Origin of the sequence: Pseudomonas oryzicola (genome assembly GCF_014269185.2) — a bacterium.
In the GTDB taxonomy this organism is placed as follows: Bacteria; Pseudomonadota; Gammaproteobacteria; order Pseudomonadales; family Pseudomonadaceae; genus Aquipseudomonas; species Aquipseudomonas oryzicola.
The window spans coordinates 163,740-189,649 of sequence record NZ_JABWRZ020000001.1 but is presented as its reverse complement, the minus strand read 5'-3'; the positions used below and the strand labels follow the sequence as shown (position 1 = coordinate 189,649).

Annotated in this window: 25 protein-coding genes; 3 read left to right on the top strand and 22 right to left on the bottom strand. The window is 59.2% G+C overall.

Annotation, left to right across the window (positions count from 1 at the left end; translation table 11 throughout):
- Positions 1-42: 42 nt before the first annotated feature.
- The 22 genes from HU760_RS00890 to rpmH form a co-directional block, all read right to left on the bottom strand.
- On the bottom strand, positions 43-651 hold the full coding sequence (locus HU760_RS00890) for a LysE family translocator (RefSeq protein ID WP_186671709.1): 609 nt from the start codon (positions 649-651) through the stop codon (positions 43-45).
- Between the two features lie 485 nt (positions 652-1,136).
- The gene (gene glmS, locus HU760_RS00885; protein WP_186671707.1) at positions 1,137-2,972 is read right to left on the bottom strand and encodes a glutamine--fructose-6-phosphate transaminase (isomerizing); all 1,836 of its coding nucleotides are present in this window, start codon (positions 2,970-2,972) and stop codon (positions 1,137-1,139) included.
- Positions 2,973-2,975: 3 nt separating this feature from the next.
- Positions 2,976-3,752, bottom strand: a complete 777-nt coding sequence (locus tag HU760_RS00880; RefSeq protein ID WP_186671705.1) for a DeoR/GlpR family DNA-binding transcription regulator — start codon at positions 3,750-3,752, stop codon at positions 2,976-2,978.
- A 208-nt stretch (positions 3,753-3,960) separates the two neighbouring features.
- Entirely contained in the window at positions 3,961-5,328 is a 1,368-nt protein-coding gene (gene glmU, locus HU760_RS00875; RefSeq protein WP_186671703.1) for a bifunctional UDP-N-acetylglucosamine diphosphorylase/glucosamine-1-phosphate N-acetyltransferase GlmU, read from the bottom strand.
- A gap of 114 nt (positions 5,329-5,442) precedes the next feature.
- Positions 5,443-5,868: a F0F1 ATP synthase subunit epsilon gene (locus tag HU760_RS00870; protein ID WP_023383131.1), complete on the bottom strand. Its 426-nt coding sequence runs from the start codon at positions 5,866-5,868 to the stop codon at positions 5,443-5,445.
- 44 nt (positions 5,869-5,912) lie between these two features.
- Positions 5,913-7,289, bottom strand: coding sequence for a F0F1 ATP synthase subunit beta (gene atpD / locus HU760_RS00865; RefSeq protein ID WP_170033980.1), 1,377 nt, complete (start codon positions 7,287-7,289; stop codon positions 5,913-5,915).
- Positions 7,290-7,316: 27 nt separating this feature from the next.
- Complete coding sequence (gene atpG, locus HU760_RS00860; RefSeq protein ID WP_186671701.1) at positions 7,317-8,177, bottom strand: F0F1 ATP synthase subunit gamma; 861 nt, start codon at positions 8,175-8,177, stop codon at positions 7,317-7,319.
- 48 nt (positions 8,178-8,225) lie between these two features.
- Complete coding sequence (atpA, locus tag HU760_RS00855) at positions 8,226-9,770, bottom strand: F0F1 ATP synthase subunit alpha (protein WP_186671700.1); 1,545 nt, start codon at positions 9,768-9,770, stop codon at positions 8,226-8,228.
- Positions 9,771-9,791: 21 nt separating this feature from the next.
- Positions 9,792-10,328: a F0F1 ATP synthase subunit delta gene (locus tag HU760_RS00850; RefSeq protein WP_099594107.1), complete on the bottom strand. Its 537-nt coding sequence runs from the start codon at positions 10,326-10,328 to the stop codon at positions 9,792-9,794.
- A gap of 12 nt (positions 10,329-10,340) precedes the next feature.
- Entirely contained in the window at positions 10,341-10,811 is a 471-nt protein-coding gene (locus HU760_RS00845) for a F0F1 ATP synthase subunit B (protein WP_023383136.1), read from the bottom strand.
- A gap of 57 nt (positions 10,812-10,868) precedes the next feature.
- The gene (gene atpE, locus HU760_RS00840; RefSeq protein ID WP_003097235.1) at positions 10,869-11,126 is read right to left on the bottom strand and encodes a F0F1 ATP synthase subunit C; all 258 of its coding nucleotides are present in this window, start codon (positions 11,124-11,126) and stop codon (positions 10,869-10,871) included.
- A gap of 144 nt (positions 11,127-11,270) precedes the next feature.
- Positions 11,271-12,140, bottom strand: coding sequence for a F0F1 ATP synthase subunit A (atpB, locus tag HU760_RS00835; RefSeq protein ID WP_023383137.1), 870 nt, complete (start codon positions 12,138-12,140; stop codon positions 11,271-11,273).
- Between the two features lie 16 nt (positions 12,141-12,156).
- Complete coding sequence (locus HU760_RS00830) at positions 12,157-12,564, bottom strand: F0F1 ATP synthase subunit I (RefSeq protein ID WP_008092225.1); 408 nt, start codon at positions 12,562-12,564, stop codon at positions 12,157-12,159.
- Positions 12,565-12,712: 148 nt separating this feature from the next.
- Positions 12,713-13,585: a ParB/RepB/Spo0J family partition protein gene (locus HU760_RS00825; protein ID WP_186671698.1), complete on the bottom strand. Its 873-nt coding sequence runs from the start codon at positions 13,583-13,585 to the stop codon at positions 12,713-12,715.
- Positions 13,586-13,594: 9 nt separating this feature from the next.
- Positions 13,595-14,386 (bottom strand): ParA family protein, encoded by a 792-nt coding sequence (locus HU760_RS00820; RefSeq protein ID WP_060499722.1) that lies wholly within the window; start codon positions 14,384-14,386, stop codon positions 13,595-13,597.
- A gap of 18 nt (positions 14,387-14,404) precedes the next feature.
- On the bottom strand, positions 14,405-15,055 hold the full coding sequence (rsmG, locus tag HU760_RS00815) for a 16S rRNA (guanine(527)-N(7))-methyltransferase RsmG (RefSeq protein WP_186671696.1): 651 nt from the start codon (positions 15,053-15,055) through the stop codon (positions 14,405-14,407).
- On the bottom strand, positions 15,052-16,944 hold the full coding sequence (mnmG, locus tag HU760_RS00810) for a tRNA uridine-5-carboxymethylaminomethyl(34) synthesis enzyme MnmG (RefSeq protein ID WP_186671694.1): 1,893 nt from the start codon (positions 16,942-16,944) through the stop codon (positions 15,052-15,054). Before mnmG ends, rsmG begins: the two co-directional genes overlap by 4 nt.
- A 633-nt stretch (positions 16,945-17,577) precedes the next feature.
- Complete coding sequence (mnmE, locus tag HU760_RS00805) at positions 17,578-18,948, bottom strand: tRNA uridine-5-carboxymethylaminomethyl(34) synthesis GTPase MnmE (RefSeq protein WP_186671692.1); 1,371 nt, start codon at positions 18,946-18,948, stop codon at positions 17,578-17,580.
- A gap of 87 nt (positions 18,949-19,035) precedes the next feature.
- The gene (gene yidC / locus HU760_RS00800) at positions 19,036-20,718 is read right to left on the bottom strand and encodes a membrane protein insertase YidC (protein ID WP_186671690.1); all 1,683 of its coding nucleotides are present in this window, start codon (positions 20,716-20,718) and stop codon (positions 19,036-19,038) included.
- Between the two features lie 2 nt (positions 20,719-20,720).
- Complete coding sequence (yidD, locus tag HU760_RS00795; RefSeq protein ID WP_075046823.1) at positions 20,721-20,966, bottom strand: membrane protein insertion efficiency factor YidD; 246 nt, start codon at positions 20,964-20,966, stop codon at positions 20,721-20,723.
- On the bottom strand, positions 20,959-21,363 hold the full coding sequence (rnpA, locus tag HU760_RS00790; RefSeq protein WP_170034354.1) for a ribonuclease P protein component: 405 nt from the start codon (positions 21,361-21,363) through the stop codon (positions 20,959-20,961). The genes yidD and rnpA overlap by 8 nt, the downstream gene beginning before the upstream one ends.
- Before the next feature lie 13 nt (positions 21,364-21,376).
- On the bottom strand, positions 21,377-21,511 hold the full coding sequence (gene rpmH, locus HU760_RS00785; RefSeq protein ID WP_003253163.1) for a 50S ribosomal protein L34: 135 nt from the start codon (positions 21,509-21,511) through the stop codon (positions 21,377-21,379).
- A gap of 593 nt (positions 21,512-22,104) precedes the next feature.
- Between rpmH and dnaA the strand changes: the two genes are divergently transcribed.
- From dnaA to recF, 3 genes are read left to right on the top strand one after another with little or no spacing between them, the layout of a single operon-like run.
- Positions 22,105-23,643: a chromosomal replication initiator protein DnaA gene (gene dnaA / locus HU760_RS00780; RefSeq protein WP_186671688.1), complete on the top strand. Its 1,539-nt coding sequence runs from the start codon at positions 22,105-22,107 to the stop codon at positions 23,641-23,643.
- Between the two features lie 40 nt (positions 23,644-23,683).
- Complete coding sequence (dnaN, locus tag HU760_RS00775; protein ID WP_186671686.1) at positions 23,684-24,787, top strand: DNA polymerase III subunit beta; 1,104 nt, start codon at positions 23,684-23,686, stop codon at positions 24,785-24,787.
- A gap of 15 nt (positions 24,788-24,802) precedes the next feature.
- On the top strand, positions 24,803-25,906 hold the full coding sequence (gene recF / locus HU760_RS00770; RefSeq protein WP_186671684.1) for a DNA replication/repair protein RecF: 1,104 nt from the start codon (positions 24,803-24,805) through the stop codon (positions 25,904-25,906).
- The last annotated feature ends 4 nt before the right edge of the window (positions 25,907-25,910 follow it).

Below are 25,910 nucleotides of genomic sequence, written 5' to 3'. Positions count from 1 at the left end.
GACATATAGATTGCGACTTTCGGATAAGTTCAATTTAGCGTTTTATTTGCTGGCCGACGCCATCAGAATACCAAAACAAAAGAAGGTGATTCCGGAAAGCTTGCCGACGATTCGCGCGCCACGGTTGGTCGACAACCAACCCCTGGCACCATTGGCCATCAGCGCGTAGCCGGTGTGTACCAGCACGACCAGCAACGCATAGGACGAAACCAGCAGGAAGAACTGTCTGTAGTAGTTATCCTGCGGGCTGATGAATTGTGGGAACACCGCCAGGAAAAAGAATCCAGCCTTTGGATTCAGCAGCTGGATCGATAACGCTTCGACGAAGCGCCGCCATGGCTGCGTAGCGGTCACGGTGAGCTCCGGAATGAAACGCTGGGTACGCCACATCTTCACTCCCAAGTACAACAGGTACAACGCGCCGACGTACTTGAGCACGGTAAACGCCGTTGCCGAGGTCGCCAGAACCAATCCCACGCTGCTGGCCGAAAGCCCAGCGACGATGAAAGCGCCCAAGGCGATACCGAAGATCCCGGGCAGAGCACCGCTCCAGCCGTGGCGCAGGGCATTGGAGAGGGTCAGCACCACCCCGGGACCGGGGCTCAATACGGTAAGGGTCGCAAGGATGAGAAACAGTCCATAACTGGCCATGCAAGGTGCCTCCTGGCAATAAACTCAACAGCTTCATGTACTGCCCCGGCAGCCCGGTGAACAACAAGTCAGCACCGGCCACAGGTAGTTACAGTTGCAGGCCCTGATAGCGCAACCCAATCGTTCCCACAGAAGTACGGCCCTAAGATTGGCGTGAAGCACAAAAGCTGACAAACGCTTTAATTGCGCCCCTGCTGTGACTAAATTAGACACCAATTTCTTGCTCCAGCTAATGCAGCCACTGATGCGCTATTGCTAGAGGGTGTCGCGGAATAGGGCGTCATTTTGACAAGCTAAAGATCGGCACTGGAACGCTGCGGCAGCAGGCGAGTATTGGCAGAGGCGTGGATAAGAGACGAAACCGGCGTGCGGCCAGCGCAACGGAAGAAAGGAAGTGCCTGTCGACGAAGGGAGCCAGGGGCGGCTCCCTCCATCTGCGGCAGCTTTAGTTACCAGAAACCAACGGCCGCCGAAACCGGATAGCCTTATTCCACAGTCACTGACTTGGCCAAGTTGCGCGGCTGGTCCACATCAGTACCCTTAAGCACTGCCACGTAGTACGACAGCAATTGCAACGGGATGGTGTAGAGGATCGGCGCCAGGGCATCGATGATGTGCGGCACCTTGATCACGTGGGTTCCTTCGCCATTGCTCATGCCGGCCTGCTCGTCGGCGAACACCACCAGCTCGCCACCACGGGCGCGCACCTCCTGCAGGTTGGACTTGAGCTTTTCCAGCAGTTCATTGTTCGGCGCCACGGTAACCACTGGCATATCGTTATCTACCAGGGCCAGCGGGCCGTGCTTGAGCTCGCCCGCCGGATAGGCTTCGGCGTGGATGTAGGAGATCTCCTTGAGCTTGAGCGCACCTTCCATGGCCACCGGATACTGGGCGCCACGGCCCAGGAACAGGGTGTGGTGCTTGTCGGCGAACAGCTCGGCGGTCTTCTCGACAATGCCGTCCATCGCCAGCGCTTCGCCCAGGCGGGCCGGCAAGCGGCGCAGCTCTTCCACCAGCTCGGCCTCGACACCGGCTTGCAGGGTACCGCGTACCTGGCCCAGGGCCAGGGTCAGCAGCATCAGCGAAACCAGCTGGGTGGTGAAAGCCTTGGTCGAGGCTACGCCGATTTCCGGGCCAGCCAGGGTCAGCAGGGTCAGGTCGGACTCACGCACCAGCGAGCTGATGCCTACGTTGCAGATGGCCAGGCTGCCCAGGAAACCCAGCTCCTTGGCGTTACGCAGCGCTGCCAGGGTGTCGGCGGTTTCGCCGGACTGGGAGATGGAGACGAACAGGGTGTCCGGTTGCACCACGACCTTGCGGTAGCGGAATTCGCTGGCCACTTCCACCTGGCAAGGTATGCCGGCCAGCTCTTCCAGCCAGTAGCGGGCCACCATGCCTGCGTGGTAGCTGGTGCCGCAGGCAACGATCTGCACGTTACGCACCTTGGCGAACAGCTCGGCAGCCTGTGGGCCGAAGGCTTGAACCATGACGTGATCCTTGCCCAGGCGGCCTTCCAGGGTGCGCTGCACTACGCTTGGCTGCTCGTGGATTTCCTTGAGCATGAAGTGGCGATAGGCGCCCTTGTCGGCCGCTTCGGCGCCTTCGTGGTACTGCACGGTCTCTCGCTGTACCTTGTGCCCGGCCTGGTCCCAGATGCTCACCTGATCACGGCGGATCTCGGCGATGTCGCCTTCTTCAAGGTACATGAAGCGGTCGGTGACCTGGCGCAGCGCCAGCTGGTCGGAGGCCAGGAAGTTTTCACCCAGTCCCAGGCCGATGACCAGCGGGCTGCCGCTGCGTGCCGCGACCAGGCGGTCGGGTTGGCTGGCACTGACCAGCGCCAGGCCGTAGGCTCCATGCAGGCGCTTCACAGCGGCCTTCAGGGCATCGGTCAGGTCTGGAATGCGCTTGAGGGTGTGGTGGATCAGGTGAACGATGACTTCGGTATCGGTCTGCGAAGTGAAGACGTAGCCAAGGCCTTTCAATTCCTCGCGCAGTTCTTCATGGTTCTCGATGATGCCATTGTGCACCACTGCCACGGCGTCGCTGGAGAAGTGCGGGTGGGCATTACCTTCGGTCGGCGCACCGTGGGTAGCCCAGCGGGTATGGGCGATGCCCAACTGCCCAGACAGTGGCTCGGCGACAACCGCAGCTTCCAGCTCGCTGACCTTGCCGATACGGCGACGGCGTTGCAGTTCACCGTTCTGGGTGAGAACGGCCAGGCCGGCGCTGTCGTAGCCGCGGTACTCAAGACGCTTGAGGCCTTCGATCAGGATGGCTGTAATGTTGCGCTCGGCGACGGCACCAACGATTCCACACATGTTTTATTGCTCCTGGCTGATCGCGGCACAGATCAGGTTGATGCCGCGGGCTTGAATTTGTTCGCGTGCCGCTGCGGGCAGGCGTTCGTCAGTAATGAGGGTGTGCACGCTGCCCCAGGGCAACTCGAGGTTGGGGATCTTGCGCCCTACCTTGTCCGACTCGACCATCACGATCACTTCACGGGCGACTTCGGCCATGACCCGGCTCAGCCCGAGCAACTCGTTGAAGGTGGTGGTGCCCCGGCCGAGATCGATACCATCGGCACCGATGAACAGCTGGTCGAAATCATAGGAACGTAACACTTGCTCGGCCACCTGGCCCTGGAACGACTCGGAATGTGGGTCCCAGGTACCGCCCGTCATCAGCAGCACTGGCTCATGTTCGAGGTCGCAGATGGCGCGGGCGACGTTCAGCGAATTGGTCATCACCACCAGGCCAGGCTGGCGCCCCAGTTCGGGAATCATGGCTGCCGTGGTGCTGCCACTGTCGATGATGATGCGTGCATGTTCACGAATACGCCCGACGGCGGCACGCGCAATGGCCTTCTTATAGGAAGACACGGGCTGGGCGGGTTCAGCGAGCAGTTCTTGCGGCACCGGGACTGCGCCACCATAACGGCGTAACAGGAGGCCGTTGGCTTCGAGGGCTGCCAGGTCCTTGCGAATGGTGACTTCCGAGGTGGCGAAACGTTTGGCCAACGCGTCCACACTCACCTCGCCCTGCTCGCTGAGCAATGCCAGGATGTTGTGCCGCCGTTGCGGTGTGTTTCGTTTCGACATGAGCGCTTAAGTTTCGATTCGAAAGATAATGCTCGCAATCAAAACCTAAGATTGGTCATCCGTCAAGCTGTGGATAACACCCAAGGATAAATGGCCACCTTGTGGGAGCGGGTTCGCCCGCGAAGGGTGCACCTCTTGGCTGGCTCGCCCACAAAAAAGCCGACTTATTCACACAAGTCGGCTTTCGATCGAAACAGCTGTGTATAACTCAGCTTTTCTTGATCTTCTCCGGCCGCTTCCAGCCCGGGATGTTGCGCTGGCGGGCTCGGGCCACCGCCAAATCGCCTGCCTCGACAGTCTGGGTGATGGTCGAACCGGCTGCCGTGGTCGCACCCGCCTGGATATCCACAGGGGCAACCAGCGAGTTGTTCGAGCCGATGAAGACATCTTCGCCCATCACGGTCTTGAACTTGTTGGCGCCATCGTAGTTGCAAGTGATGGTACCGGCACCGATGTTGGTGCGTGCGCCAATCTCGGCATCGCCCAGGTAGGTCAGGTGACCAGCCTTGGCCCCCTCCCCCAAGTGGGCGTTTTTCAATTCGACGAAGTTACCCACATGGGCCTTGGCCTCCAGCACGCTACCCGGGCGCAGGCGGGCAAACGGGCCGGCATCGCTGCCCTCACCCATCACGGCGCCTTCGAGGTGGCTGTTGGCTTTGACCACCGCGCCCCTGCGCAGGGTAGTGTTCTTGATTACACAGTTCGGGCCGATCTGTACGTCGTCCTCGATGACGACCTTGCCTTCGAGAATCACGTTGATGTCGATCAGCACGTCACGGCCAACGGTCACTTCACCACGAACATCGAAGCGCGCCGGATCGCGAAGGGTCACCCCCTGAGCCATCAGACGGCGGGCTTCGCGCAGCTGGTAGTGACGTTCCAGCTCGGACAGCTGGCGACGGTCATTGGCGCCTTGCACTTCCATAGGGTCGTGTGGCTGTTCGGTAGCCACGACCAGACCGTCGGCCACCGCCATGGCGATGACATCGGTCAGGTAATACTCGCCTTGGGCGTTGTTGTTCGACAGGCGACCCATCCAGTCAGCCAGGCGTGCGGCTGGCAGGGCAAGAATACCGGTATTGCCTTCCTTGATCGCTTTCTGCGCATCGCTGGCGTCCTTGTGCTCAACGATCGCGGTCACTTTGCCCTGCTCGTCACGCACGATGCGGCCATAGCCGGTCGGGTCGTCGAGGGTTACCGTGAGCAGGCCCAGCTGCTGGGGGTTGGCCTTGGCCAGCAGGCGCTGCAGCGTCTCCACTTCAATCAATGGCACGTCGCCGTATAGCACCAGCACGGTATCGGCAGTCAAGGCCGGCAGCGCCTGGGCAACTGCATGGCCGGTGCCCAACTGCTTGTCCTGCATGACGAAGTTCAGGTCGTCGGCGGCCAGGCGCTCTCGTACCAACTCGGCACCATGGCCGATGACCACGTGGATACCTTGCGGCTGAAGCTGGCGCGCGCTGTGGATAACATGCCCGAGCATGGAATTTCCGGCTACCGGGTGCAGCACCTTGGGCAGCGCCGAGCGCATGCGGGTGCCTTGGCCGGCAGCGAGAATAACGATATCGAGTGACATTACTGGCTACCAATCCTGGGCGGTCAGTGAAATGACCGGTTGTATAGGTTACAAAAAAAGAAAAAGGGTAGCCGATGGCTACCCTTGTTCTCAATCTACATGAAGCCTGCGGAATTAACCGCCGAACTTCTTGCGGATCTGCTGGACGGTACGCAGCTGGGCTGCGGCCTCGGCCAGACGTGCGGATGCTGCACTGTAGTCGAAATCCGCGCCTTTCTCATGCAGGGCCTTCTCAGCTGCCTTGACGGCATCCTGAGCGGAGGCTTCGTCCAGGTCGGCTGCACGTTGCACGGTGTCGGCGAGTACCTTGACCATGTTCGGCTGCACTTCCAGGAAGCCGCCGGAGATGTAGAACACCTCGCGCTCGCCGCCCTGCTTGGTCAGCGTAATCGGACCTGGCTTCAGATTGGTGATCAGCGGCGCGTGGCCCGGAGCGATACCCAGATCGCCCAGGTTGCCGTGCGCAACCACCATCTCGACCAGACCGGAGAAGATTTCTCCTTCCGCGCTGACGATATCGCAATGGACTGTCATAGCCATCTGCTTGCCTCAACCTGATTAGCGCCCCTTTCGGGGCGCCGGGATTACAGTTTCTTGGCTTTCTCGATCGCTTCGTCGATGCTGCCGACCATGTAGAACGCTTGTTCTGGCAGGTGGTCGTAGTCACCTTTGAGGATGCCGCTGAAGCCAGCGATGGTGTCTTTCAGGGAAACGTACTTGCCTGGCGAACCGGTGAAGACTTCGGCCACGAAGAACGGCTGCGACAGGAAGCGCTGGATCTTACGAGCGCGGGCTACCAGTTGCTTGTCGGCTTCGGACAGTTCGTCCATACCCAGGATCGCGATGATGTCCTTCAGCTCTTTGTAGCGCTGCAGAACATACTGAACCTGGCGGGCAGTTTCGTAGTGCTCGTTGCCGATCACGTTCGGGTCCAGCTGGCGCGAAGTCGAGTCCAGTGGGTCAACCGCTGGGTAGATACCCAGGGAAGCGATGTCACGGGACAGAACGACGGTGGCGTCCAGGTGGGCGAAGGTGGTAGCTGGCGACGGGTCGGTCAGGTCGTCCGCAGGTACGTATACGGCCTGGATCGAGGTGATCGAACCTTCTTTGGTCGAAGTGATACGCTCTTGCAGAACGCCCATCTCTTCGGCCAGGGTCGGCTGGTAACCTACTGCGGAAGGCATACGGCCCAGCAGTGCGGATACTTCGGTACCGGCCAAGGTGTAACGATAGATGTTGTCGACGAACAGCAGAACGTCGTTACCTTCGTCACGGAACTTCTCAGCCATGGTCAGGCCGGTCAGCGCTACGCGCAGACGGTTTCCTGGTGGCTCGTTCATCTGACCGTAGACCAGCGCTACCTTGTCGAGAACGTTGGAGTCCTTCATCTCGTGGTAGAAGTCGTTACCCTCACGAGTACGCTCACCCACACCAGCGAACACGGAATAACCGCTGTGCTCGATGGCGATGTTGCGGATCAGTTCCATCATGTTAACGGTCTTGCCGACGCCGGCACCACCGAACAGACCAACCTTACCACCCTTGGCGAACGGGCAAACCAGGTCGATAACCTTGATGCCGGTTTCCAGCAGGTCGTTGCCGCCTGCCTGGTCAGCGAAGGAAGGTGCCTTCTGGTGGATACCACGACGCTCTTCTTCGCCGATCGGGCCAGCTTCGTCAATCGGGTTGCCCAGAACGTCCATGATACGGCCCAGAGTGGCCTTACCAACAGGAACGGAGATGGCAGCGCCGGTGTCGACGACATCCAGACCGCGCTTCAGGCCTTCGGTGGAGCCCATCGCAATGGTACGAACCACGCCGTCGCCCAGCTGCTGCTGAACTTCCAGGGTGGTGTCCGCGCCTTGTACTTTCAGCGCGTTGTAAACACTCGGCACGACGTCACGTGGGAATTCCACGTCGATGACGGCGCCGATGATTTGAACGATACGTCCGCTACTCATAGCTGGATCCTCTGAATATTTGAACCGTTAAACCGCGGCAGCGCCGCCGACGATTTCCGAGATCTCCTGGGTGATCGCAGCCTGACGCGCCTTGTTGTAGATCAGCTGGAGTTCGCTGATCAAATCACCGGCGTTGTCTGTGGCGTTCTTCATGGCGATCATCCGGGCTGCTTGTTCAGCAGCGTTGTTCTCGACCACCGCCTGGTACACCTGCGACTCCACGTAACGCACCATCAAGCCGTCCAGCAGCTCTTTTGCGTCGGGTTCGTACAGGTAGTCCCAGTGATGCTTGAGATCCTGATCCGGGGTTGCCACCAACGGTACCAATTGCTCGACCGTCGGTTTTTGGGTCATGGTGTTGATGAACTTGTTCGAAACCACCGAGAGGCGATCGATGCGGCCGTCCAGGTAGGCGTCCAGCATCACTTTGACGGAGCCGATCAGGTCATTGATCGATGGCTCTTCGCCCAAGTGGCTGATCGCGGCTACGACGTTACCGCCAAAGTTGCGGAAGAATGCCGCACCCTTGCTGCCGATCACGCACAGGTCGATTTCAACGCCCTGTTCGCGGTTCTCGTTCATGTCCTTGACCAGGGCCTTGAACAGGTTGGTGTTCAAGCCACCGCACAGACCACGGTCACTGCTCACCACGATATAACCGGCGCGCTTTACAGGGCGCTCGATCATGAACGGGTGGCGGTACTCCGGGTTGGCGTTGGCCAGATGACCGATCACCTGGCGGATACGCTCCGCATAAGGACGGCTAGCAGCCATGCGCAGTTGTGCCTTGCGCATTTTGCTGACCGCCACTTTTTCCATGGCGCTGGTAATTTTTTGCGTGCTTTTGATGCTCGCAATCTTACTGCGAATCTCTTTTGCGCCTGCCATGTATCACCTATCAGGTTAGCAAGCGGGGGCCAGGGCCCCCGCTGCGGCTTACCAGGTCTGGGTGGCCTTGAACTTCTCGATACCAGCTTTCATGCCAGCGTCGATTTCGTCGTTGAAGTCACCCTTCACGTTGATCTTGGCCATCAGTTCGGCGTGATCACGGTTGAAGTAGGCGATCAGAGCTTGCTCGAAGCTGCCGACCTTGGAGACTTCTACGTCGGTCAGGAAGCCACGCTCAGCGGCATACAGCGACAGAGCCATGTCCGCGATGGACATTGGCGCGTACTGCTTCTGCTTCATCAGCTCGGTAACGCGCTGACCATGCTCCAGCTGCTTGCGGGTCGCTTCGTCCAGATCGGAAGCGAACTGGGCGAATGCAGCCAGTTCACGGTACTGAGCCAGAGCGGTACGAATACCACCGGACAGCTTCTTGATGATCTTGGTCTGAGCGGCACCACCTACGCGGGATACCGAAACACCGGCGTTAACTGCAGGGCGGATGCCCGAGTTGAACATGGCCGATTCCAGGAAGATCTGACCGTCGGTGATGGAAATCACGTTGGTCGGAACGAACGCGGAAACGTCGCCAGCCTGGGTTTCGATGATCGGCAGGGCGGTCAGGGAACCGGTCTTGCCAGTGACTGCGCCGTTGGTGAACTTCTCGACGTACTCTTCCGAAACGCGCGATGCACGCTCCAGCAGACGGGAGTGGAGATAGAACACGTCACCTGGGTACGCTTCACGTCCTGGCGGACGGCGCAGCAGCAGGGAGATCTGACGGTAGGCAACGGCCTGCTTGGACAGGTCATCGTAAACGATCAGGGCGTCTTCACCGCGGTCACGGAAGTATTCGCCCATGGTGCAGCCGGCGTAAGGAGCCAGGAACTGCAGCGCGGCCGATTCCGAGGCGCTGGCGGCAACAACGATGGTGTTGGCCAGGGCGCCGGCTTCTTCCAGCTTGCGCACAACGTTGGCGATGGTCGACTGCTTCTGGCCTACGGCCACGTATACGCAGAAGATGCCGCTGTTTTTCTGGTTGATGATCGCGTCGACCGCCATGGCGGTCTTACCGATCTGACGGTCACCGATGATCAGCTCGCGCTGGCCACGGCCAACCGGGATCATGGCGTCAACCGACTTGTAGCCAGTCTGTACAGGCTGGTCTACCGACTTACGCCAGATCACACCCGGAGCGACCTTTTCGACCGCGTCGGTTTCGGTGGTGGCCAGAGGACCTTTGCCATCGATCGGGTTACCCAGAGCGTCGACGACGCGGCCCAGCAGGCCTTTGCCGACCGGAACTTCCAGGATGCGACCGGTGCACTTGGCGCTCATGCCCTCGGCGAGGGAGGTGTACGCACCCAGTACCACCGCACCTACGGAGTCTTGCTCCAGGTTCAGTGCCATACCGTATACGCCGCCCGGGAACTCGATCATTTCGCCGTACATAGCGTCGGCCAGACCGTGGATCCGTACGATACCGTCGGAAACGCTTACGACGGTACCTTCGTTACGGGCTTGGGAGCCGACATCGAGCTTCTCGATGCGACCCTTGATGATTTCACTAATTTCGGAAGGATTGAGTTGCTGCATTGCTCTGCTGCCCCTTCAAACTCAAGATTTCAATGCTTCGGCCAGTTTCGCGATCTTGCCGCGAACCGAGCCATCGATTACCAGGTCGCCGGCGCGGATGACGACGCCGCCGATCAGGCTGGCATCCTCCGACGCGTGCAGGCGCACTTCCCGGCTGAGCCGTGCACTGAGAACCTTGGCGAGTTTGTCTTGCTGTTCTTGGTTCAACGCAAAAGCACTGGTGACTTCCACGTCCACGGATTTCTCTTGCTCGGCCTTGTACAGGTCGAACAGGGTGGCAATCTCCGGCAGGAGCAGGAGACGGTCGTTTTCCGCGGCAACATGAATGAAATTCTGTGCCTGTGCATCGAACTTGTCACCGCACACTTCAATGAATGCGGCGGCCTTTTCTGCGCTTGTCAGTCGCGGGGCCTTGAGCAGGCGCTGCATGGTGTCGTCTTCCGACACCGCAGCAGCCAGGCCGAGCATGGCTGACCAATTGGCCAGTTGCTGATGGGCCTGGGCATGCTCAAAGGCAGCCTTAGCGTAAGGTCGGGCCAACGTGGTCAGTTCTGCCATGATCGCCCTCGCTTAAATTTCAGCGGCCAGTTTGTTAACCAGCTCCGCATGCGCGTTTTGATCGATTGTGGCGCCAAGGATCTTTTCAGCACCGCCAACAGCCAGGGCACCCACTTGGGCACGCAGGGCGTCTTTGACGCTGTTCAGTTCCTGTTCGATCTCGGCTTGAGCCTGAGCCTTCACACGGTCAGCTTCGACGCGAGCCTGTTCACGGGCTTCCTCGACAAGCTGAGCAGCGCGTTTCTTGCTTTGCTCAATGATTTCGGCTGCCTGTGCCTTTGCTTCACGCAGTTGCTGACCCGCTTTCTCTTGGGCCAGCTCCAGGTCGCGAGCTGCGCGGTTGGCAGCGTCCAAGCCGTCGGCAATCTTCTTTTGGCGCTCTTGCAGGGCAGTGATGACCGGAGGCCATACATACTTCATGCAGAAGAGTACAAAAATCAGAAAAGCAACGGATTGGCCAATCAGGGTTGCATTAATGTTCACGCCAACACCTCGCTCGGTCTTTGTCCATCACACCAATCAACTCGTGGAAACGAGTGATTAGCCGGCGATCTGACCAACGAAGGGGTTCGCGAAGGTGAAGAACAGAGCGATACCAACACCGATCATGGTTACGGCGTCGAGCAGACCGGCAACGATGAACATTTTGACCTGCAGCATCGGAACCATTTCAGGCTGACGAGCAGCGCCTTCCAGGAACTTGCCGCCCAGCAGGCCGAAACCAATGGCGGTACCCAGAGCACCCAGGCCGATCAGCAGAGCAACAGCGATAGCGGTCAGACCAACTACAGTTTCCATCTTTCCTCCCGACTTTTACGTCGTATTGGTTAGGTTTTTAGTTTGAAGCGGTAAAACAAATCGTTTGGTACAGCATGCCCTTGCGGACTTTTTAAGCCCTCCCCCCAAACGAGCGGGGAAGGCTATCAGACACGCCAGGCGGTCTTAATGGTTATCTTCGTGAGCCATCGACAGGTAGACGATGGTAAGCATCATGAAGATGAAGGCTTGCAGGGTGATGATCAGGATGTGGAACACAGCCCACGCCCACTGCAGCACCACACCCAGGCCGCTGAGCCACAGGATGCCGGCGCCGAACATCACGGCGATCAGGATGAACACCAGTTCGCCGGCGTACATGTTGCCGAACAGACGCAGTGCCAGCGAGATCGGCTTGGCGATCAGGGTGACGAATTCCAGCAGGAAGTTGACCGGAATCAGCAGGATCTGCACGAAGATGTTCTTGCTGCCGAACGGGTGCAGGGTCAGCTCACCGATGAAGCCGCCCAGGCCCTTGACCTTGATGCTGTAGAAGATGATCAGGGCGAACACGCAGAAGGCCATGGCCAAGGTCGCGTTCGGGTCGGTGGTCGACACGGCGCGGAACGGAATGTGCGGGTCACCGGAAATCAGGATGGCCAGCTGAGGAATCCAGTCGACCGGTACCAGGTCGATGGCGTTCATCAGGAACACCCAGACGAAGATGGTCAGCGCCAGCGGGGCGATTACCGGGCTACGGCCGTGGAAGGAGTCCTTCACGCTGCCGTTGACGAAGTCCACCAGCACTTCAACGAAGTTCTGCAGGCCGCCAGGCTGGCCGGAAGTCGCCTTCTTGGCCGCCATGCGGAAGATGAACAGGAAGATCAGACCCAGCGCGACGGACCAACCCAGGGTGTCCAGGTGGAACGCCCAGAAGCCCATTGCCTTGGCTTCTGCAGCCGAATGGGCGAAGCCCCAGCTGCCGTCTGGTAGTTGACCGTAGGTCAGGTTCTGCAAGTGGTGCTGGATATAGCCCGAAGCGGTTTCTGCTGCCATGGTTGCCTCAAACGCCCTAAGGTCTCGAAAGTCTTTTATTCATCAGCAGGGGCGCGAACCAGCTGACCAAAAGGGTCAGCACGAAGACGCCGAATACTGCTAACGGCGCCAATGGCTTCACTCCTGCAAAGGTCAGTGCAAAAAGCACTGCCGTCAAAATCATCTTGCCTGCCTCGCCAGCGTAAAACGACTTGACGATGGCTTGTGCCGCCCGGGCTCCGCTGAAGCGAAAAGCCTTCCAGGCGAAGTACACATTGGGTAGCCAGGCAATCAAGCCTCCGCAAAGGCCTGAATATCCACTGACCGCCCCTTTCCACTGCCACAACACCAAGGTTGCCAGCAGCAGTACGACAAATTGAGCCAGCAGTACCGGAAAAACCGCCCAGCGATGGAAAGGCAGGCGGTTTGGCGTGCGGATTTCCATCACAACTGCTCCTCGGAAGTCGACCAACAAGTCAGCTATGACTTGGCATAATTTGTGCCGACAAAATGCGCGCAGAGTATAGGGGTGGATTAACCCCTATTCAACTCTTCGTAGTGATTTCCGACTGCACGCTACAACAGGAATTGTTTCAGCGGATGTGAGCAAGCACGCCTTGCAACTCATCAAGCGAGTTGTAGCGAATAACCAACTGGCCTTTGCCCTTGTTGCCATGACGAATCTGCACGGCCGAGCCCAGGCGCTCTGCGAGACGCTGTTCAAGCCGTGCGATATCCGGATCAGGTTTGCTCGGCTCGACCGGATCAGGTTTGTCGCTGAGCCACTGACGGACCAGTGCCTCGGTTTGGCGCACGGTGAGGCCGCGTGCGACAACATGACGCGCCCCCTCTTCCTGACGGTTTTCTTCCAGCCCGAGCAATGCACGTGCGTGGCCCATCTCCAGGTCGCCATGGGCGAGCATGGTCTTGATCGCCTCAGGCAAGGTGATCAGGCGCAGCAGGTTGGCCACGGTTACCCGCGACTTGCCCACGGCGTCGGCCACCTGTTGCTGTGTGAGTTCGAATTCCTGCTGCAGGCGCTGCAGTGCCAGGGCCTCTTCCAGTGGGTTGAGGTCCTCGCGCTGGATGTTCTCGATCAGCGCCATGGCGATGGCAGCTTCGTCGGGCACTTCGCGGACCATTGCCGGGATCTTGTCCAGGCCAGCCTGCTGGGTGGCGCGCCAGCGGCGCTCACCGGCGATGATCTCGTAGCGGTTGTCGCCGATCGGGCGCACCACGATCGGTTGCATCACACCATGGTTGCGAATCGAGTGCGCAAGCTCTTCCAGCGCCTCCGGGTCCATGTCCCGGCGCGGCTGGTACTTGCCACGCTGGATCAGCTCGACCGGCAGGTGTTGCAGTTCTTTCTGGTCGATCTTCACAGCCTGCTCTTCGAGCGCGCTGACGGAAGGACCACTGAGCAGTGCATCCAACCCACGTCCGAGACCCCGTTTCTTGACGGCCATACGGATTCCTTAAGTTGTTTGTGCAGTGCGTGATTGACGGCGTTGACGGCGCACCAGTTCCCCGGCCAGGGCCAGATATGCCAGCGCGCCGCGCGATTGCTTGTCGTAGGCCAGGGCCGGCATGCCGAAGCTGGGGGCCTCGGCCAAGCGAATGTTGCGCGGAATGACCGTGTCGTACAGCTGCGGGCCGAAGTGCTCCTTCAACTGCGCCGAGACATCGTTGTTCAGGCTCAGCCGCGGGTCGTACATGGTCCGCAACAGGCCCTCGATCTTCAGCTCCGGATTCAACCGGGCAGCGATGCGCTTGATGTTATCCACAAGGTCACTGAGACCTTCCAGTGCGTAGTATTCGCACTGCATCGGGATGATTACGCCATCCGAGGCGACCAGTGCGTTCAGCGTCAGCATCGACAGCGACGGCGGGCAGTCGATGAGGATGTAGTCGTAGTTGTCGCGGATCGGCGCCAGGGCGTTGCGCAGGCGGCTTTCCTTGACCTGCATTTCCAGCAGCACCACTTCGGCGGCAGTCAGGTCACGGTTTGCCGGCAGCAACTGGAAGCCACCGTGTTCGGAGTAATGCATGGCCTGGGCCAGGTCGCATTCCCCGATCAACAGGTCGTAGACCGAGTGCTCGAGCTCGTGCTTGTCCACACCGCTGCCCATGGTGGCGTTGCCTTGCGGATCGAGGTCGATCAGCAGCACACGACGCTTGGTTGCGGCCAGCGAGGCAGCGAGATTGATACAGGTGGTAGTCTTGCCCACACCACCCTTCTGGTTCGCGATTGCGAATACCTTAGCCATTGTTGCGTGTGTTCCCAGTCATGCCTTGCGGCGCAGTATCAGCAGATGGCGCTGGCCCTGGCAACCTGGAACGGTCAGGGCCTGCTCGCTTTCCACTGTGAAGTCTGCGGGCAATGCTACCAGTTCATCGGCAGGATGCAGCCCCTTCATTGCAAGCCATTGCGTCCCGATGTCGCCCAGGTGGCGGGTCCAGTTGGTGAAGTTCTCCATGCTGCTGAAAGCGCGAGAGATGATCCCATCGAACGGTTGTGCCGGCTGAAAGGCCTCGACCCGGCTGTGGATAACCGTGAGGTTGTCCAGCTTGAGTTCCATTTTCACCTGGGTCAGGAAGCGCGTCTTCTTGCCGTTGGCATCCAGCACCGTCACCCGCTTGTGCGGATGCAGGATAGCCAATGGGATGCCCGGCATGCCGCCGCCACTGCCGACATCCAGCCAGTTGTCACGTTCGCTGTGGATAAACGGCATGACGCTGAGGCTGTCCAGCAGATGACGCGACACCATCTCGTCGGGGTCGCGCACGGCAGTCAGGTTGTAGGCTTTGTTCCATTTGATCAACAGGGCCAGGTAACCGAGCAGCTTTTCGTGCTGTTCGGCGCTCAGCTCGACACCGAGTTGGCGCGCACCTGTGGACAACTCTTCAGCGTGTTGCGGGGTGACCAGGGAACTCAAGCGCTTTGCTCCAATTCGCGGCCAGCGCCGCGTTTCTTCAAGTGAATCAGCAACAGGGAAATCGCCGCCGGAGTAACGCCAGGAATGCGCGAAGCCTGGCCGAGGGTTTCCGGACGGGTCTGGCCCAGCTTGCCCTGGATTTCCTTGGACAGCCCGGAAATGCTCGAGTAATCGATATCCACAGGTAGGCGGGTGTCTTCACTGGCACGCAGGCGAGCGATTTCATCCTGCTGCCGGTCGATGTAACCGGCGTACTTGGTACGGATCTCGACCTGTTCGGCGACCTGTGGATCGATCGCTTCACCGCCGGTCGCCTCGATCAGCCCGGCGTAGTCGATTTCCGGGCGGGCCAGCAGGTTGAGCAGGCTGTACTCGTGGCTGAGCGGAGTACCGAACTTATCCACAATGGCCTGGCCTTGCGCGGTATTCGGCCGTACCCAGGTCGATTTCAGGCGTTGTTCCTCACGCTCGATGCCATCGCGCTTGGCGCAGAAAGCGGCCCAGCGCTGGTCGTCGATCAGGCCAAGTTCACGACCCTTTTCGGTCAAACGCAGATCAGCGTTGTCTTCACGCAGGATCAGGCGGTACTCGGCCCGTGAAGTGAACATGCGGTACGGCTCCTGGGTACCCAGGGTGATCAGGTCGTCCACCAGCACACCGATGTAGGCCTCGTCGCGACGCGGGCACCAGCTTTCACGGCCCTGCGCCCGCAGGGCGGCGTTGGTACCGGCCAGCAGGCCCTGGGCGCCGGCTTCTTCATAACCGGTGGTGCCGTTGATCTGGCCAGCGAAGAACAGGCCGCCGATGACTTTGGTTTCAAGACTGTACTTGAGGTCGCGCGGGTCGAAGTAGTCGTACTCGATGGCATAGCCCGGGCGCACGATGTGGGCGTTTTCCATACCGCGGATCGAACGTACCAGTTCCAGCTGCACGTCGAACGGCAGCGAAGTGGAAATTCCGTTGGGGTACAGCTCGTGGGTGTTCAGGCCTTCCGGTTCGATGAACACCTGGTGGCTTTCCTTGTCGGCGAAGCGGTGGATCTTGTCTTCGATCGACGGGCAATAGCGCGGGCCGACCCCTTCGATCACGCCCGAGTACATCGGCGAACGGTCGAGGTTCGAGGCAATGATCTCGTGGGTGCGGGCATTGGTATGGGTAATCCAGCAGCTCACCTGGCGCGGATGCATCTCGGCATTGCCCATGAACGACATCACCGGGATTGGCGTATCGCCTGGCTGCTCGGTCATCACCGAGAAGTCCACCGAACGACCGTCGATGCGTGGCGGAGTACCGGTTTTCAGGCGACCAACGCGCAGCGGCAGTTCACGCATGCGGTGGGCCAGGGCGATCGAAGGCGGATCACCGGCGCGACCACCGGAATGGTTCTGCAGACCAATGTGGATAAGGCCGCCGAGGAAGGTACCGGTGGTCAGTACCACCGATTCGGCGAAGAAACGCAGGCCCATCTGGGTCACCACGCCTTTGACCTGGTCCTGTTCGACGATCAGGTCGTCGCAGGACTGCTGGAATATCCACAGGTTTGGCTGGTTTTCCAGGATTTCGCGTACCACTGCCTTGTAGATGGCGCGATCGGCCTGAGCACGGGTAGCGCGTACGGCCGGGCCCTTGCGGTTGTTCAGAACGCGGAACTGGATGCCGCTCTTGTCGGTGGCCAACGCCATGGCGCCGCCGAGGGCATCAATCTCTTTGACCAGATGGCTTTTGCCAATGCCGCCAATGGCGGGGTTGCAGCTCATATGACCGAGGGTTTCCACGTTATGGGTCAGCAGCAGGGTTTTCACACCCATGCGTGCAGACGCAAGCGCAGCCTCGGTACCGGCATGGCCGCCGCCGATGACGATCACTTCAAAACGGGAAGGGAAATCCACCACGCACCTCGTGCCTGTTTTTGCGAATAGAGAAGGTAAGCGGACAAGTATAGGGACTTCACCCCCTTTAAAGAAACCGTCTGAGCAAATTTTGACCAGTCTGTGGATGAATGGCAGACAACAGAAATCAAAGAGGAAAAATTTAAAAAAGCTTTGTTTTTATGTTTATTCTTATGCACAGCCCTGTCTGTGGATAAACGCATGCAGCCCATGAATCACGCTACCTGCCGAGAAATTAAACCCTGTGGCTGGAGTGCCATGAGGGCTCTGGATAACGCGATTTAGCCTGTGGATTAAATGGCTGCTTACCCACAGGGCGGTTTGTCCTCAGAAAAAAAGCCTGCTTATCAACTGAGCTGAAGACGAGTTTTCCACAGGGCTCCTGAATGGGTTTTCAACCTGAAACCAGGAAAATCATTGAGATGACGGTCAGGTACAGACAAGAAGAAAGCGGGCGAGCCCGCAAATGTCGGTAGAGCTACAGAAATTCTGGATTTTTGGGGCGCTCTTCGCGGGCATGCCCGCTCCCATAGGTACTCCGTCCGCCTGGCTACGGGTATCTGCTGCGATGAAATTCAAGGCAAAAAAAAGCCGCTCCCGAAGGAGCGGCCCTTGGCCTTGCGTGGCTGTGGATTACTTGCCGATGCAGAAACTGGAGAAGATCCGCCCCAGCAGGTCGTCAGAGCTGAATGCCCCGGTAATCTCGCCCAGGGCCTGCTGAGCCTGGCGGAGGTCTTCTGCCAACAGCTCACCCGCCCCGGCCAGGGTCAGTTGGGCACGGCCATGCTCCAGATGCTCGCTGGCCTGACGCAAGGCATCCAGGTGGCGTCGACGAGCGCTGAAACCACTTTCGGCTGTCTGCTCATAGCCCATGCAGGCCTTCAGGTGGTCACGCAACAGTTGCAGCCCCAGGTCGTCCCCTTTGGCGCTAAGGGTTATCGTCACATGGCCGTCATCACACTGCTCGAGTGCCACCGGCTCACCACTCAAGTCGGCCTTGTTGCGGATCAGTGTGACCTTGCCCGGGTCTGGACGCTGGTCGAGAAATTCTGGCCACAAGGCGAAAGGATCGCTGGCCTCGGGGGCCGTCGAGTCCACTACCAGCAGCACCCGGTCGGCCTCGCCAATGGCTTTCAGTGCACGTTCCACACCGATCTTTTCCACATGATCGTCGGTGTCGCGCAGACCAGCGGTATCAACAACATGCAGCGGCATGCCGTCGATGTGGATATGTTCACGCAAGATGTCCCGGGTGGTACCGGCGATATCGGTGACGATCGCGGCTTCGCGGCCGGCCAGCTGGTTCAGCAGGCTCGATTTGCCGGCGTTCGGCCGCCCAGCGATGACTACGGTCATGCCGTCACGCAACAAGGCGCCCTGCCCGGCTTCACGCTGCACTGTGGACAACTCCTGGCGTACCGCATCTAGCATCGACAGGACGTGGCCATCAGCCAGGAAGTCGATCTCCTCCTCAGGGAAGTCGATCGCCGCCTCGACGTAAATGCGCAGGGCAATCAATGCTTCGGTCAGGGAATGCACACGCCTGGAAAATTCCCCCTGCAGTGAACGCAGGGCATTGCGCGCCGCCTGGCTTGAGCTGGCTTCGATCAGGTCAGCGATGGCTTCGGCCTGGGCCAGGTCGAGTTTGTCGTTGAGGAAGGCGCGCTCGCTGAATTCGCCCGGGCGGGCCAGGCGGCAACCAACTTGTACACAGCGCTGCAGCAACATGTCCAGGACCACCGGGCCACCATGGCCCTGCAGTTCGAGCACATCCTCACCGGTGAACGAATTCGGCCCGGGGAAGAACAGTGCGATCCCTTCGTCCAGCACCAGCTCTTCTTCGTCGCGGAACGGGCCGTAGTGGGCATGCCGCGGGGTCAGCGTACGGCCGGTTATCAGCTGCCCGGCCTTGGCAGCCAGGGGGCCGGACAACCTGACAATACCGACACCGCCGCGGCCCTGGGCAGTGGCGATGGCAGCGATGGTCTCACGCACAATGTTCATGCTCGAAAGCCTCTACGACAAAACGACAGATAGCAAAAACGCCCCACTAGGGGGCGTTTTTTATTCACAGGCTAGCGCAATAGCCTGTCAAGCAGCAGCTTTTTTGGTAGCTGCTTCGATGCTGCGGGTGATGTACCACTGCTGTGCAATCGACAAGCAGTTGTTCACAACCCAGTACAGCACCAGACCAGCCGGGAACCACAGGAAGAAGAAGGTGAAGATGATCGGCATCATTTTCATCACCTTGGCCTGCATCGGATCCGGTGGGGTCGGGTTCAGGCGCTGCTGGATGAACATGGTGGCGCCCATGATGATCGGCAGGATGAAGAACGGATCCTTGATCGACAGGTCGGTAATCCACAGCATCCACGGGGCCTGGCGCATTTCCACGCTTTCCAGCAGTACCCAGTACAGGGCCAGGAACACCGGCATCTGTACCAGGATCGGCAGGCAGCCGCCCAGCGGGTTGATCTTCTCTTTCTTGTACAGCTCCATCATCGCCTGGGACATCTTCTGGCGATCATCACCGAAGCGTTCCTTGAGCGCAGCAAGCTTCGGTGCAACGGCACGCATGCGCGCCATCGAACGGTAGCTGGCAGCCGAGAGCGGGAAGAACAGACCCTTGATGAGCATGGTCAGGACGATGATCGACCAGCCCCAGTTACCCAGCAGGCTGTGGATATGTTGCAGCAGCCAGAAAATCGGCTGGGCAATGAACCACAGGAAGCCATAGTCGACGGTCAGTTCCAGGCCTGGGGACAACTCCTTCAGCTTGGACTGGATCTTCGGGCCGGCGTACAGCATCGCGCTGGTTTCGACCTTGCCGCCAGCAGGTACGCTGATGGCCGGGCCGGTGTAGCCGATGATGTAGTTGCCCTGGCTGTCCTTGCGGGTCTGGACAACATTGCTGTCCGACTTGGCCGGAATCCAGGCGGTCACAAAGTAGTGCTGCAGCCAAGCGACCCAGCCGCCGGACACATTTTCTTTCAAACTACCTTTGTCGATGTCCTTCATCGAGACCTTTTTGTAAGGCTCGGAAGCTGTCCACAAGGCGGCGCCCAGGTAGGTCGCGGTGCCGGTTGCAGTACTCGACGACGGGTCGGAGCTGGCATCACGCTTGAGCTGGGCAAACATGTTGCCGCTCCAGGCCTGACCACTCTGGTTGTCGATCAGGTAGGTGACGGTCAGGTCATACTCGCCACGCTTGAAGCTGAAGCGCTTGATGTAGTTGACACCGTTGTCGCTGAACTTCAGGTCGACCACCAGTTGGTCCTGGCCATCAGCCAGCTGGTAACCCTTCTGATCGGCAGCGTACAGCGGGCGGCCGGTTGGGCGGGCGTCCGGGCCGTTGACACCGGTCAGGCCGCTTTGTGCCAGGTAGACACGCTCGCCACCGTTATCGAACAGCTGGAACGGAATCTCCGGGTGGTCCTGGCGACGTGGGAACTTCGGCAGGTTCAGCTGGACGATGTCACCACCGACCGGATCGATAGCCAGGTCCAGTACATCGGTCTTGACCCGGATCAGGTCCTTGCTGACCGCGACCGGTGCCAGTTCGGCAGCGCTGGTTTCGGCATTGGCGCTCGGCACATCGGCGCTGGCGCCGGCGTTACCGGCCGGTACGCCATCCGGCAGGCCCGGGGCAACAGTGCTGGCAGCAGTATTCTGAGTCGGCAGGGCAGCCTGGCCGTAGTCCTGGTTCCACTTGAGGACCATGACGTAGGACACGATTGCCAGGGCGACGATCAGGATCGTGCGTTTAATATCCATGATTACTCGGCTATCGAAGAAGTTCGGGAGGAAGGAGCGGGAGGAACGGGATCGAAACCGCCGTCGTTCCACGGATGACAACGCCCCAGGCGACGAACGGCTAGCCACCCACCACGCCAGAGGCCGTGGTTTTCAATGGCTTCATAAGCGTAACAGGAGCAACTGGGGAAGAAACGACAGTGACTGGCCATCAGAGGACTAATGGCGTAACGGTAAAACTGGATCGGAACGAGGGCCAGTTTACGCATCTTGGCTGTCTACCCCTGCGGAATCGGCGGTAACTGCTGGAGCGGGCCGGCTGCGCGCCAGGCGTTTCCAGAGTTTGCCAAAGTGTTGGTGCAATTCCGGGTTTTCTATCTCACCCAATCCCTTGCGCGCGACGATCACGATGTCCAGCCCGGCAAGCAAATGCTGGTTCAGACGAAAGGAATCGCGCATCAAGCGCTTGAGGCGGTTGCGTTGAACGGCGAGCTTGACGCTCTTCTTTCCGATTACCAGGCCTAGGCGTGGGTGATCGAGGCCGTTCTCGCGAGCAAGGATCAGCAGGTTTTTCCCTGGAACCTTGCCGGTTGGGGAGTCGAAGACCGCTTTGAAATGCCGGGGTGTAAGCAGTCGCTTTTCCCGACTGAAGTCCTGACTCACCACCTGTGCCGAAAAATCAAATGGCCAGACGCTTACGGCCTTTGGCACGACGACGCGACAGAACAGCGCGGCCGTTCTTGGTAGCCATACGGGCACGGAAGCCGTGGGTGCGCGCGCGCTTGATGGTGCTTGGTTGGAAAGTACGTTTCATGGCGTGTTACCTGGTTTGTCGACGACGGGCCGGGATGGCCCCCTTTTTAAGAGACCGGCGATTCTAGAGAAAGCAAGCCCATAGGTCAATTTCCAACCAGCCTTTCCATATAGAGCGTGTGATGGACGGTGGCTCACTCGGGCATCGCCAAGCCGCTTGATCGGACAGCGACATTGGGGACAACATGAAAAAAAGAAGAGACATATAAAAAGCTTTTCTGAAGAACTTATAGATCTTAGGTGGATAAGCTTCTGTGGGTAACCATAGCTAGCCCAATAAAATCAAGGTACGCAGCGTTTCACAACTGTGTTTCCAACCGGTGCTGCGCTTGTTTTTTTCGTGGTCGAAAGCTGTGGATGAAATGCAAACTTTTCCACAGGCGAGTTATCAACAGGGCAAGACCCAGGGTTGTGCATAGCCTCCAAGGTTGGTTATCCACAGGGCTTATTCACACTCGGGTAAAGCCGTTTTGGTCGATAAATGGCTGTTTTGTCATGGCTCCTAACGTGTCCACATGTGGATAACTGGGCGCCCGACCGGTACAATGGCGGTTTGTTTTTGCCTCATCCGGCTTTCAAACTCAGGGGAAATCCGTGTCAGTGGAACTTTGGCAGCAGTGCGTGGAGCTTCTGCGCGATGAACTGCCTGCCCAGCAATTCAACACCTGGATCCGTCCGCTACAGGTCGAAGCCGAAGGCGACGAGTTGCGCGTCTATGCGCCTAACCGTTTCGTTCTCGATTGGGTCAATGAAAAGTACCTGGGGCGCTTGCTCGAACTGTTGGGCGAGAACGGCAGTGGCATTGCGCCTGCCCTTTCCTTGTTGATCGGTAGCCGGCGCAGCTCGGCACCACGTGCTGCACCCAACGCGCCAGTCAGTGCTGCGGTGGCTGCATCGCTGGCCAATACCCAGGCACAGAGCCAGACCCAGAAGGCAGTGCCGGCAGCGGTCGAACCGGTTGCAGTGGCAGCGTCTGAGCCTGTGCTGGTCGATGAGTTGGCCGAGCCGTCCTTGCGTGACAGCTTCGATTCCATGGCCGAACCGGCTGCGCAGTCAGCCGCCAGCGCCCGGACCGAACAACGTACCGTGCAGGTCGAAGGCGCGCTCAAGCACACCAGCTACCTGAATCGCACCTTTACCTTCGACACGTTCGTCGAAGGTAAGTCGAACCAGCTGGCGCGAGCTGCTGCCTGGCAGGTGGCCGACAACCCCAAGCATGGCTACAACCCGCTCTTCCTTTATGGGGGCGTGGGCTTGGGTAAGACCCACCTCATGCATGCTGTGGGTAACCACCTGCTGAAAAAGAACCCGAACGCCAAGGTCGTGTACCTGCATTCGGAGCGTTTCGTCGCGGATATGGTCAAGGCGCTGCAGCTCAATGCCATCAACGAATTCAAGCGCTTCTACCGTTCGGTGGATGCATTGCTGATCGACGATATCCAGTTCTTTGCCCGGAAGGAGCGCTCGCAGGAAGAGTTTTTCCACACCTTCAACGCTCTGCTCGAGGGCGGTCAGCAGGTCATTCTTACCTCTGACCGCTACCCCAAGGAGATCGAAGGCCTGGAAGAACGCCTGAAGTCGCGCTTTGGTTGGGGCCTGACGGTGGCAGTCGAGCCACCCGAGCTGGAAACCCGCGTGGCGATCCTGATGAAGAAAGCCGACCAGGCCAAGGTCGAGTTGCCGCATGACGCCGCGTTCTTCATTGCCCAGCGTATCCGCTCCAACGTCCGTGAACTGGAAGGCGCGTTGAAACGGGTGATCGCTCACTCGCACTTCATGGGCCGCGACATCACCATCGAGTTGATCCGTGAGTCGCTAAAGGATCTGCTGGCGCTGCAAGACAAGCTGGTCAGTGTGGATAACATTCAGCGTACTGTCGCCGAGTACTACAAGATCAAGATCTCCGATCTGTTGTCCAAACGGCGTTCGCGTTCTGTCGCGCGTCCGCGCCAGGTAGCCATGGCATTGTCCAAAGAGCTGACCAACCACAGTCTGCCCGAAATCGGCGACATGTTCGGTGGTCGCGACCATACGACTGTGCTGCACGCCTGTCGCAAGATCAATGAACTGAAGGAATCCGACGCGGACATCCGCGAGGACTACAAGAACCTGCTGCGGACGCTGACGACCTGATGGCCGTCTGCGCAGCTAATTGAAGGCAAGGGACTAGACCATGCATTTCACCATTCAACGCGAAGCCCTGTTGAAACCCCTGCAACTGGTCGCCGGTGTCGTCGAGCGCCGTCAGACCTTGCCGGTGCTGTCCAACGTATTGCTGGTCGTTCAAGGCCAGCAACTGTCGTTGACCGGTACCGACCTGGAAGTCGAACTGGTAGGCCGCGTGCAACTGGAAGAGCCAGCCGAGCCTGGCGAAATCACTGTTCCAGCTCGCAAGCTGATGGACATTTGCAAAAGCCTGCCAAACGACGCCCTGATCGATATCAAGGTTGACGAGCAGAAACTGTTGGTCAAGGCCGGCCGCAGCCGCTTTACCCTGTCGACCCTGCCAGCCAACGACTTCCCGACCGTCGAAGAAGGCCCGGGCTCGCTGACCTGCAACCTGGAACAAAGCAAACTGCGCCGCCTGATCGAACGCACCAGCTTCGCCATGGCTCAGCAGGATGTGCGCTACTACCTCAACGGCATGCTGCTGGAGGTATCCCGCAACACCCTGCGCGCGGTATCGACCGACGGCCACCGCCTGGCGCTGTGCTCCATGAGCGCGCCGATCGAGCAGGACGAGCGCCATCAGGTAATCGTGCCGCGTAAAGGTATCCTCGAGCTGGCGCGCCTGCTCACCGACCCGGAAGGTATGGTCAGCATCGTCCTGGGCCAGCACCACATCCGTGCCACCACCGGTGAATTCACCTTCACCTCCAAACTGGTGGACGGCAAGTTCCCGGACTATGAGCGGGTTCTGCCAAAAGGCGGTGACAAGCTTGTGGTCGGCGATCGCCAGGCGCTGCGCGAAGCGTTTAGCCGTACTGCAATTCTTTCCAACGAGAAGTACCGCGGTATTCGCCTGCAGCTGGCAGCTGGCCAATTGAAAATCCAGGCCAACAACCCTGAGCAGGAAGAAGCTGAAGAAGAAATCAGCGTGGACTACGAAGGTAGCTCGCTGGAAATCGGCTTCAACGTCAGCTACCTGCTGGACGTGCTGGGCGTAATGACTACCGAGCAAGTTCGTCTCATCCTGTCCGACTCCAACAGCAGTGCGCTGCTGCAGGAAGCAGGTAACGACGATTCTTCCTACGTTGTCATGCCGATGCGCCTGTAACCCGTAGCAGGCGAAATGTCCCTTCGACGTATCATGGTCACCGCGGTGCGCAACTTGCACCCGGTGACACTCTTACCCTCTCCCCGCATCAACATCCTCTACGGCGCCAACGGCAGCGGCAAGACCAGCGTGCTCGAAGCTGTGTACCTACTCGGGCTTGCGCGCTCTTTCCGCAGCACCCGCTTGAACCCGGTCATTCAATACGAACAGCCTGTATGTACCGTATTTGGCGAAGTGCAGTTGGCCGAGGGTGGCTGCAGCAACTTGGGCGTGTCCCGCGAGCGGCAAGGGGAGTTCACTATTCGTATCGATGGGCAAAACGCACGTAGCGCAGCACAGCTGGCTGAATTGCTACCGCTTCAGCTCATTAACCCGGACAGCTTCCGCTTGCTGGAAGGTGCGCCGAAAATTCGCCGCCAGTTCCTGGATTGGGGAGTGTTCCACGTGGAACCTCGCTTCCTGCCAGCGTGGCAGCGGCTGCAGAAGGCGCTGCGGCAGCGGAACTCATGGTTGCGTCATGGTACACTTGACCCAGCTTCGCAAGCCGCCTGGGACCGGGAATTGTGCCTGGCCAGCGCGGAAATAGATGAATACCGTCGCAACTACATCAAGGCCTTGAAGCCCGTCTTCGAGCGAACCCTGAGCGAACTGGTCGAGCTGGACGGGTTGACCCTGAGCTACTACCGAGGCTGGGATAAGGACCGGGAACTGCAAGAAGTGCTCGCCTCGTCTCTTCTTCGAGATCAGCAGATGGGCCACACCCAGGCCGGTCCGCAGCGCGCTGATCTGCGTCTTCGTCTGGCTGCCAACAACGCAGCCGACATTCTGTCGCGTGGTCAGCAAAAGCTGGTGGTATGCGCTTTGCGCATTGCCCAAGGCCACCTCGTTAGTCAGGCTCGCCGCGGTCACTGTATTTATCTCGTGGATGACTTGCCGTCGGAACTGGATGACCAGCATCGCCGCGCGCTGTGCCGCTTGCTTGAAGAATTACGCTGCCAGGTGTTCATCACCTGTGTAGATCATGAATTACTGAGGGAAGACTGGCAGACGGAAACGCCAGTTGCTTTGTTCCACGTGGAACAAGGCCGTATCACCCAGACCCACGACCATCGGGAGTGAAGGC

What these genes read in the sequence shown, in the direction of transcription:
- glmS (WP_186671707.1), bottom strand. Translation starts at nt 2,972, where the DNA reads ATGTGTGGAATCGTTGGTGCCGTCGCCGAGCGCAACATTACAGCCATC.
- recF (WP_186671684.1), top strand. Translation starts at nt 24,803, where the DNA reads ATGTCCCTTCGACGTATCATGGTCACCGCGGTGCGCAACTTGCACCCG.
- HU760_RS00820 (WP_060499722.1), bottom strand. Translation starts at nt 14,386, where the DNA reads ATGGCTAAGGTATTCGCAATCGCGAACCAGAAGGGTGGTGTGGGCAAG.
- atpG (WP_186671701.1), bottom strand. Translation starts at nt 8,177, where the DNA reads ATGGCAGGCGCAAAAGAGATTCGCAGTAAGATTGCGAGCATCAAAAGC.
- yidD (WP_075046823.1), bottom strand. Translation starts at nt 20,966, where the DNA reads ATGCGTAAACTGGCCCTCGTTCCGATCCAGTTTTACCGTTACGCCATT.
- atpB (WP_023383137.1), bottom strand. Translation starts at nt 12,140, where the DNA reads ATGGCAGCAGAAACCGCTTCGGGCTATATCCAGCACCACTTGCAGAAC.
- atpA (WP_186671700.1), bottom strand. Translation starts at nt 9,770, where the DNA reads ATGCAGCAACTCAATCCTTCCGAAATTAGTGAAATCATCAAGGGTCGC.
- HU760_RS00825 (WP_186671698.1), bottom strand. Translation starts at nt 13,585, where the DNA reads ATGGCCGTCAAGAAACGGGGTCTCGGACGTGGGTTGGATGCACTGCTC.
- atpE (WP_003097235.1), bottom strand. Translation starts at nt 11,126, where the DNA reads ATGGAAACTGTAGTTGGTCTGACCGCTATCGCTGTTGCTCTGCTGATC.
- HU760_RS00850 (WP_099594107.1), bottom strand. Translation starts at nt 10,328, where the DNA reads ATGGCAGAACTGACCACGTTGGCCCGACCTTACGCTAAGGCTGCCTTT.
- HU760_RS00880 (WP_186671705.1), bottom strand. Translation starts at nt 3,752, where the DNA reads ATGTCGAAACGAAACACACCGCAACGGCGGCACAACATCCTGGCATTG.
- yidC (WP_186671690.1), bottom strand. Translation starts at nt 20,718, where the DNA reads ATGGATATTAAACGCACGATCCTGATCGTCGCCCTGGCAATCGTGTCC.
- HU760_RS00890 (WP_186671709.1), bottom strand. Translation starts at nt 651, where the DNA reads ATGGCCAGTTATGGACTGTTTCTCATCCTTGCGACCCTTACCGTATTG.
- atpD (WP_170033980.1), bottom strand. Translation starts at nt 7,289, where the DNA reads ATGAGTAGCGGACGTATCGTTCAAATCATCGGCGCCGTCATCGACGTG.
- HU760_RS00870 (WP_023383131.1), bottom strand. Translation starts at nt 5,868, where the DNA reads ATGGCTATGACAGTCCATTGCGATATCGTCAGCGCGGAAGGAGAAATC.
- HU760_RS00830 (WP_008092225.1), bottom strand. Translation starts at nt 12,564, where the DNA reads ATGGAAATCCGCACGCCAAACCGCCTGCCTTTCCATCGCTGGGCGGTT.
- glmU (WP_186671703.1), bottom strand. Translation starts at nt 5,328, where the DNA reads ATGTCACTCGATATCGTTATTCTCGCTGCCGGCCAAGGCACCCGCATG.
- rpmH (WP_003253163.1), bottom strand. Translation starts at nt 21,511, where the DNA reads ATGAAACGTACTTTCCAACCAAGCACCATCAAGCGCGCGCGCACCCAC.
- mnmE (WP_186671692.1), bottom strand. Translation starts at nt 18,948, where the DNA reads ATGAACATTGTGCGTGAGACCATCGCTGCCATCGCCACTGCCCAGGGC.
- dnaN (WP_186671686.1), top strand. Translation starts at nt 23,684, where the DNA reads ATGCATTTCACCATTCAACGCGAAGCCCTGTTGAAACCCCTGCAACTG.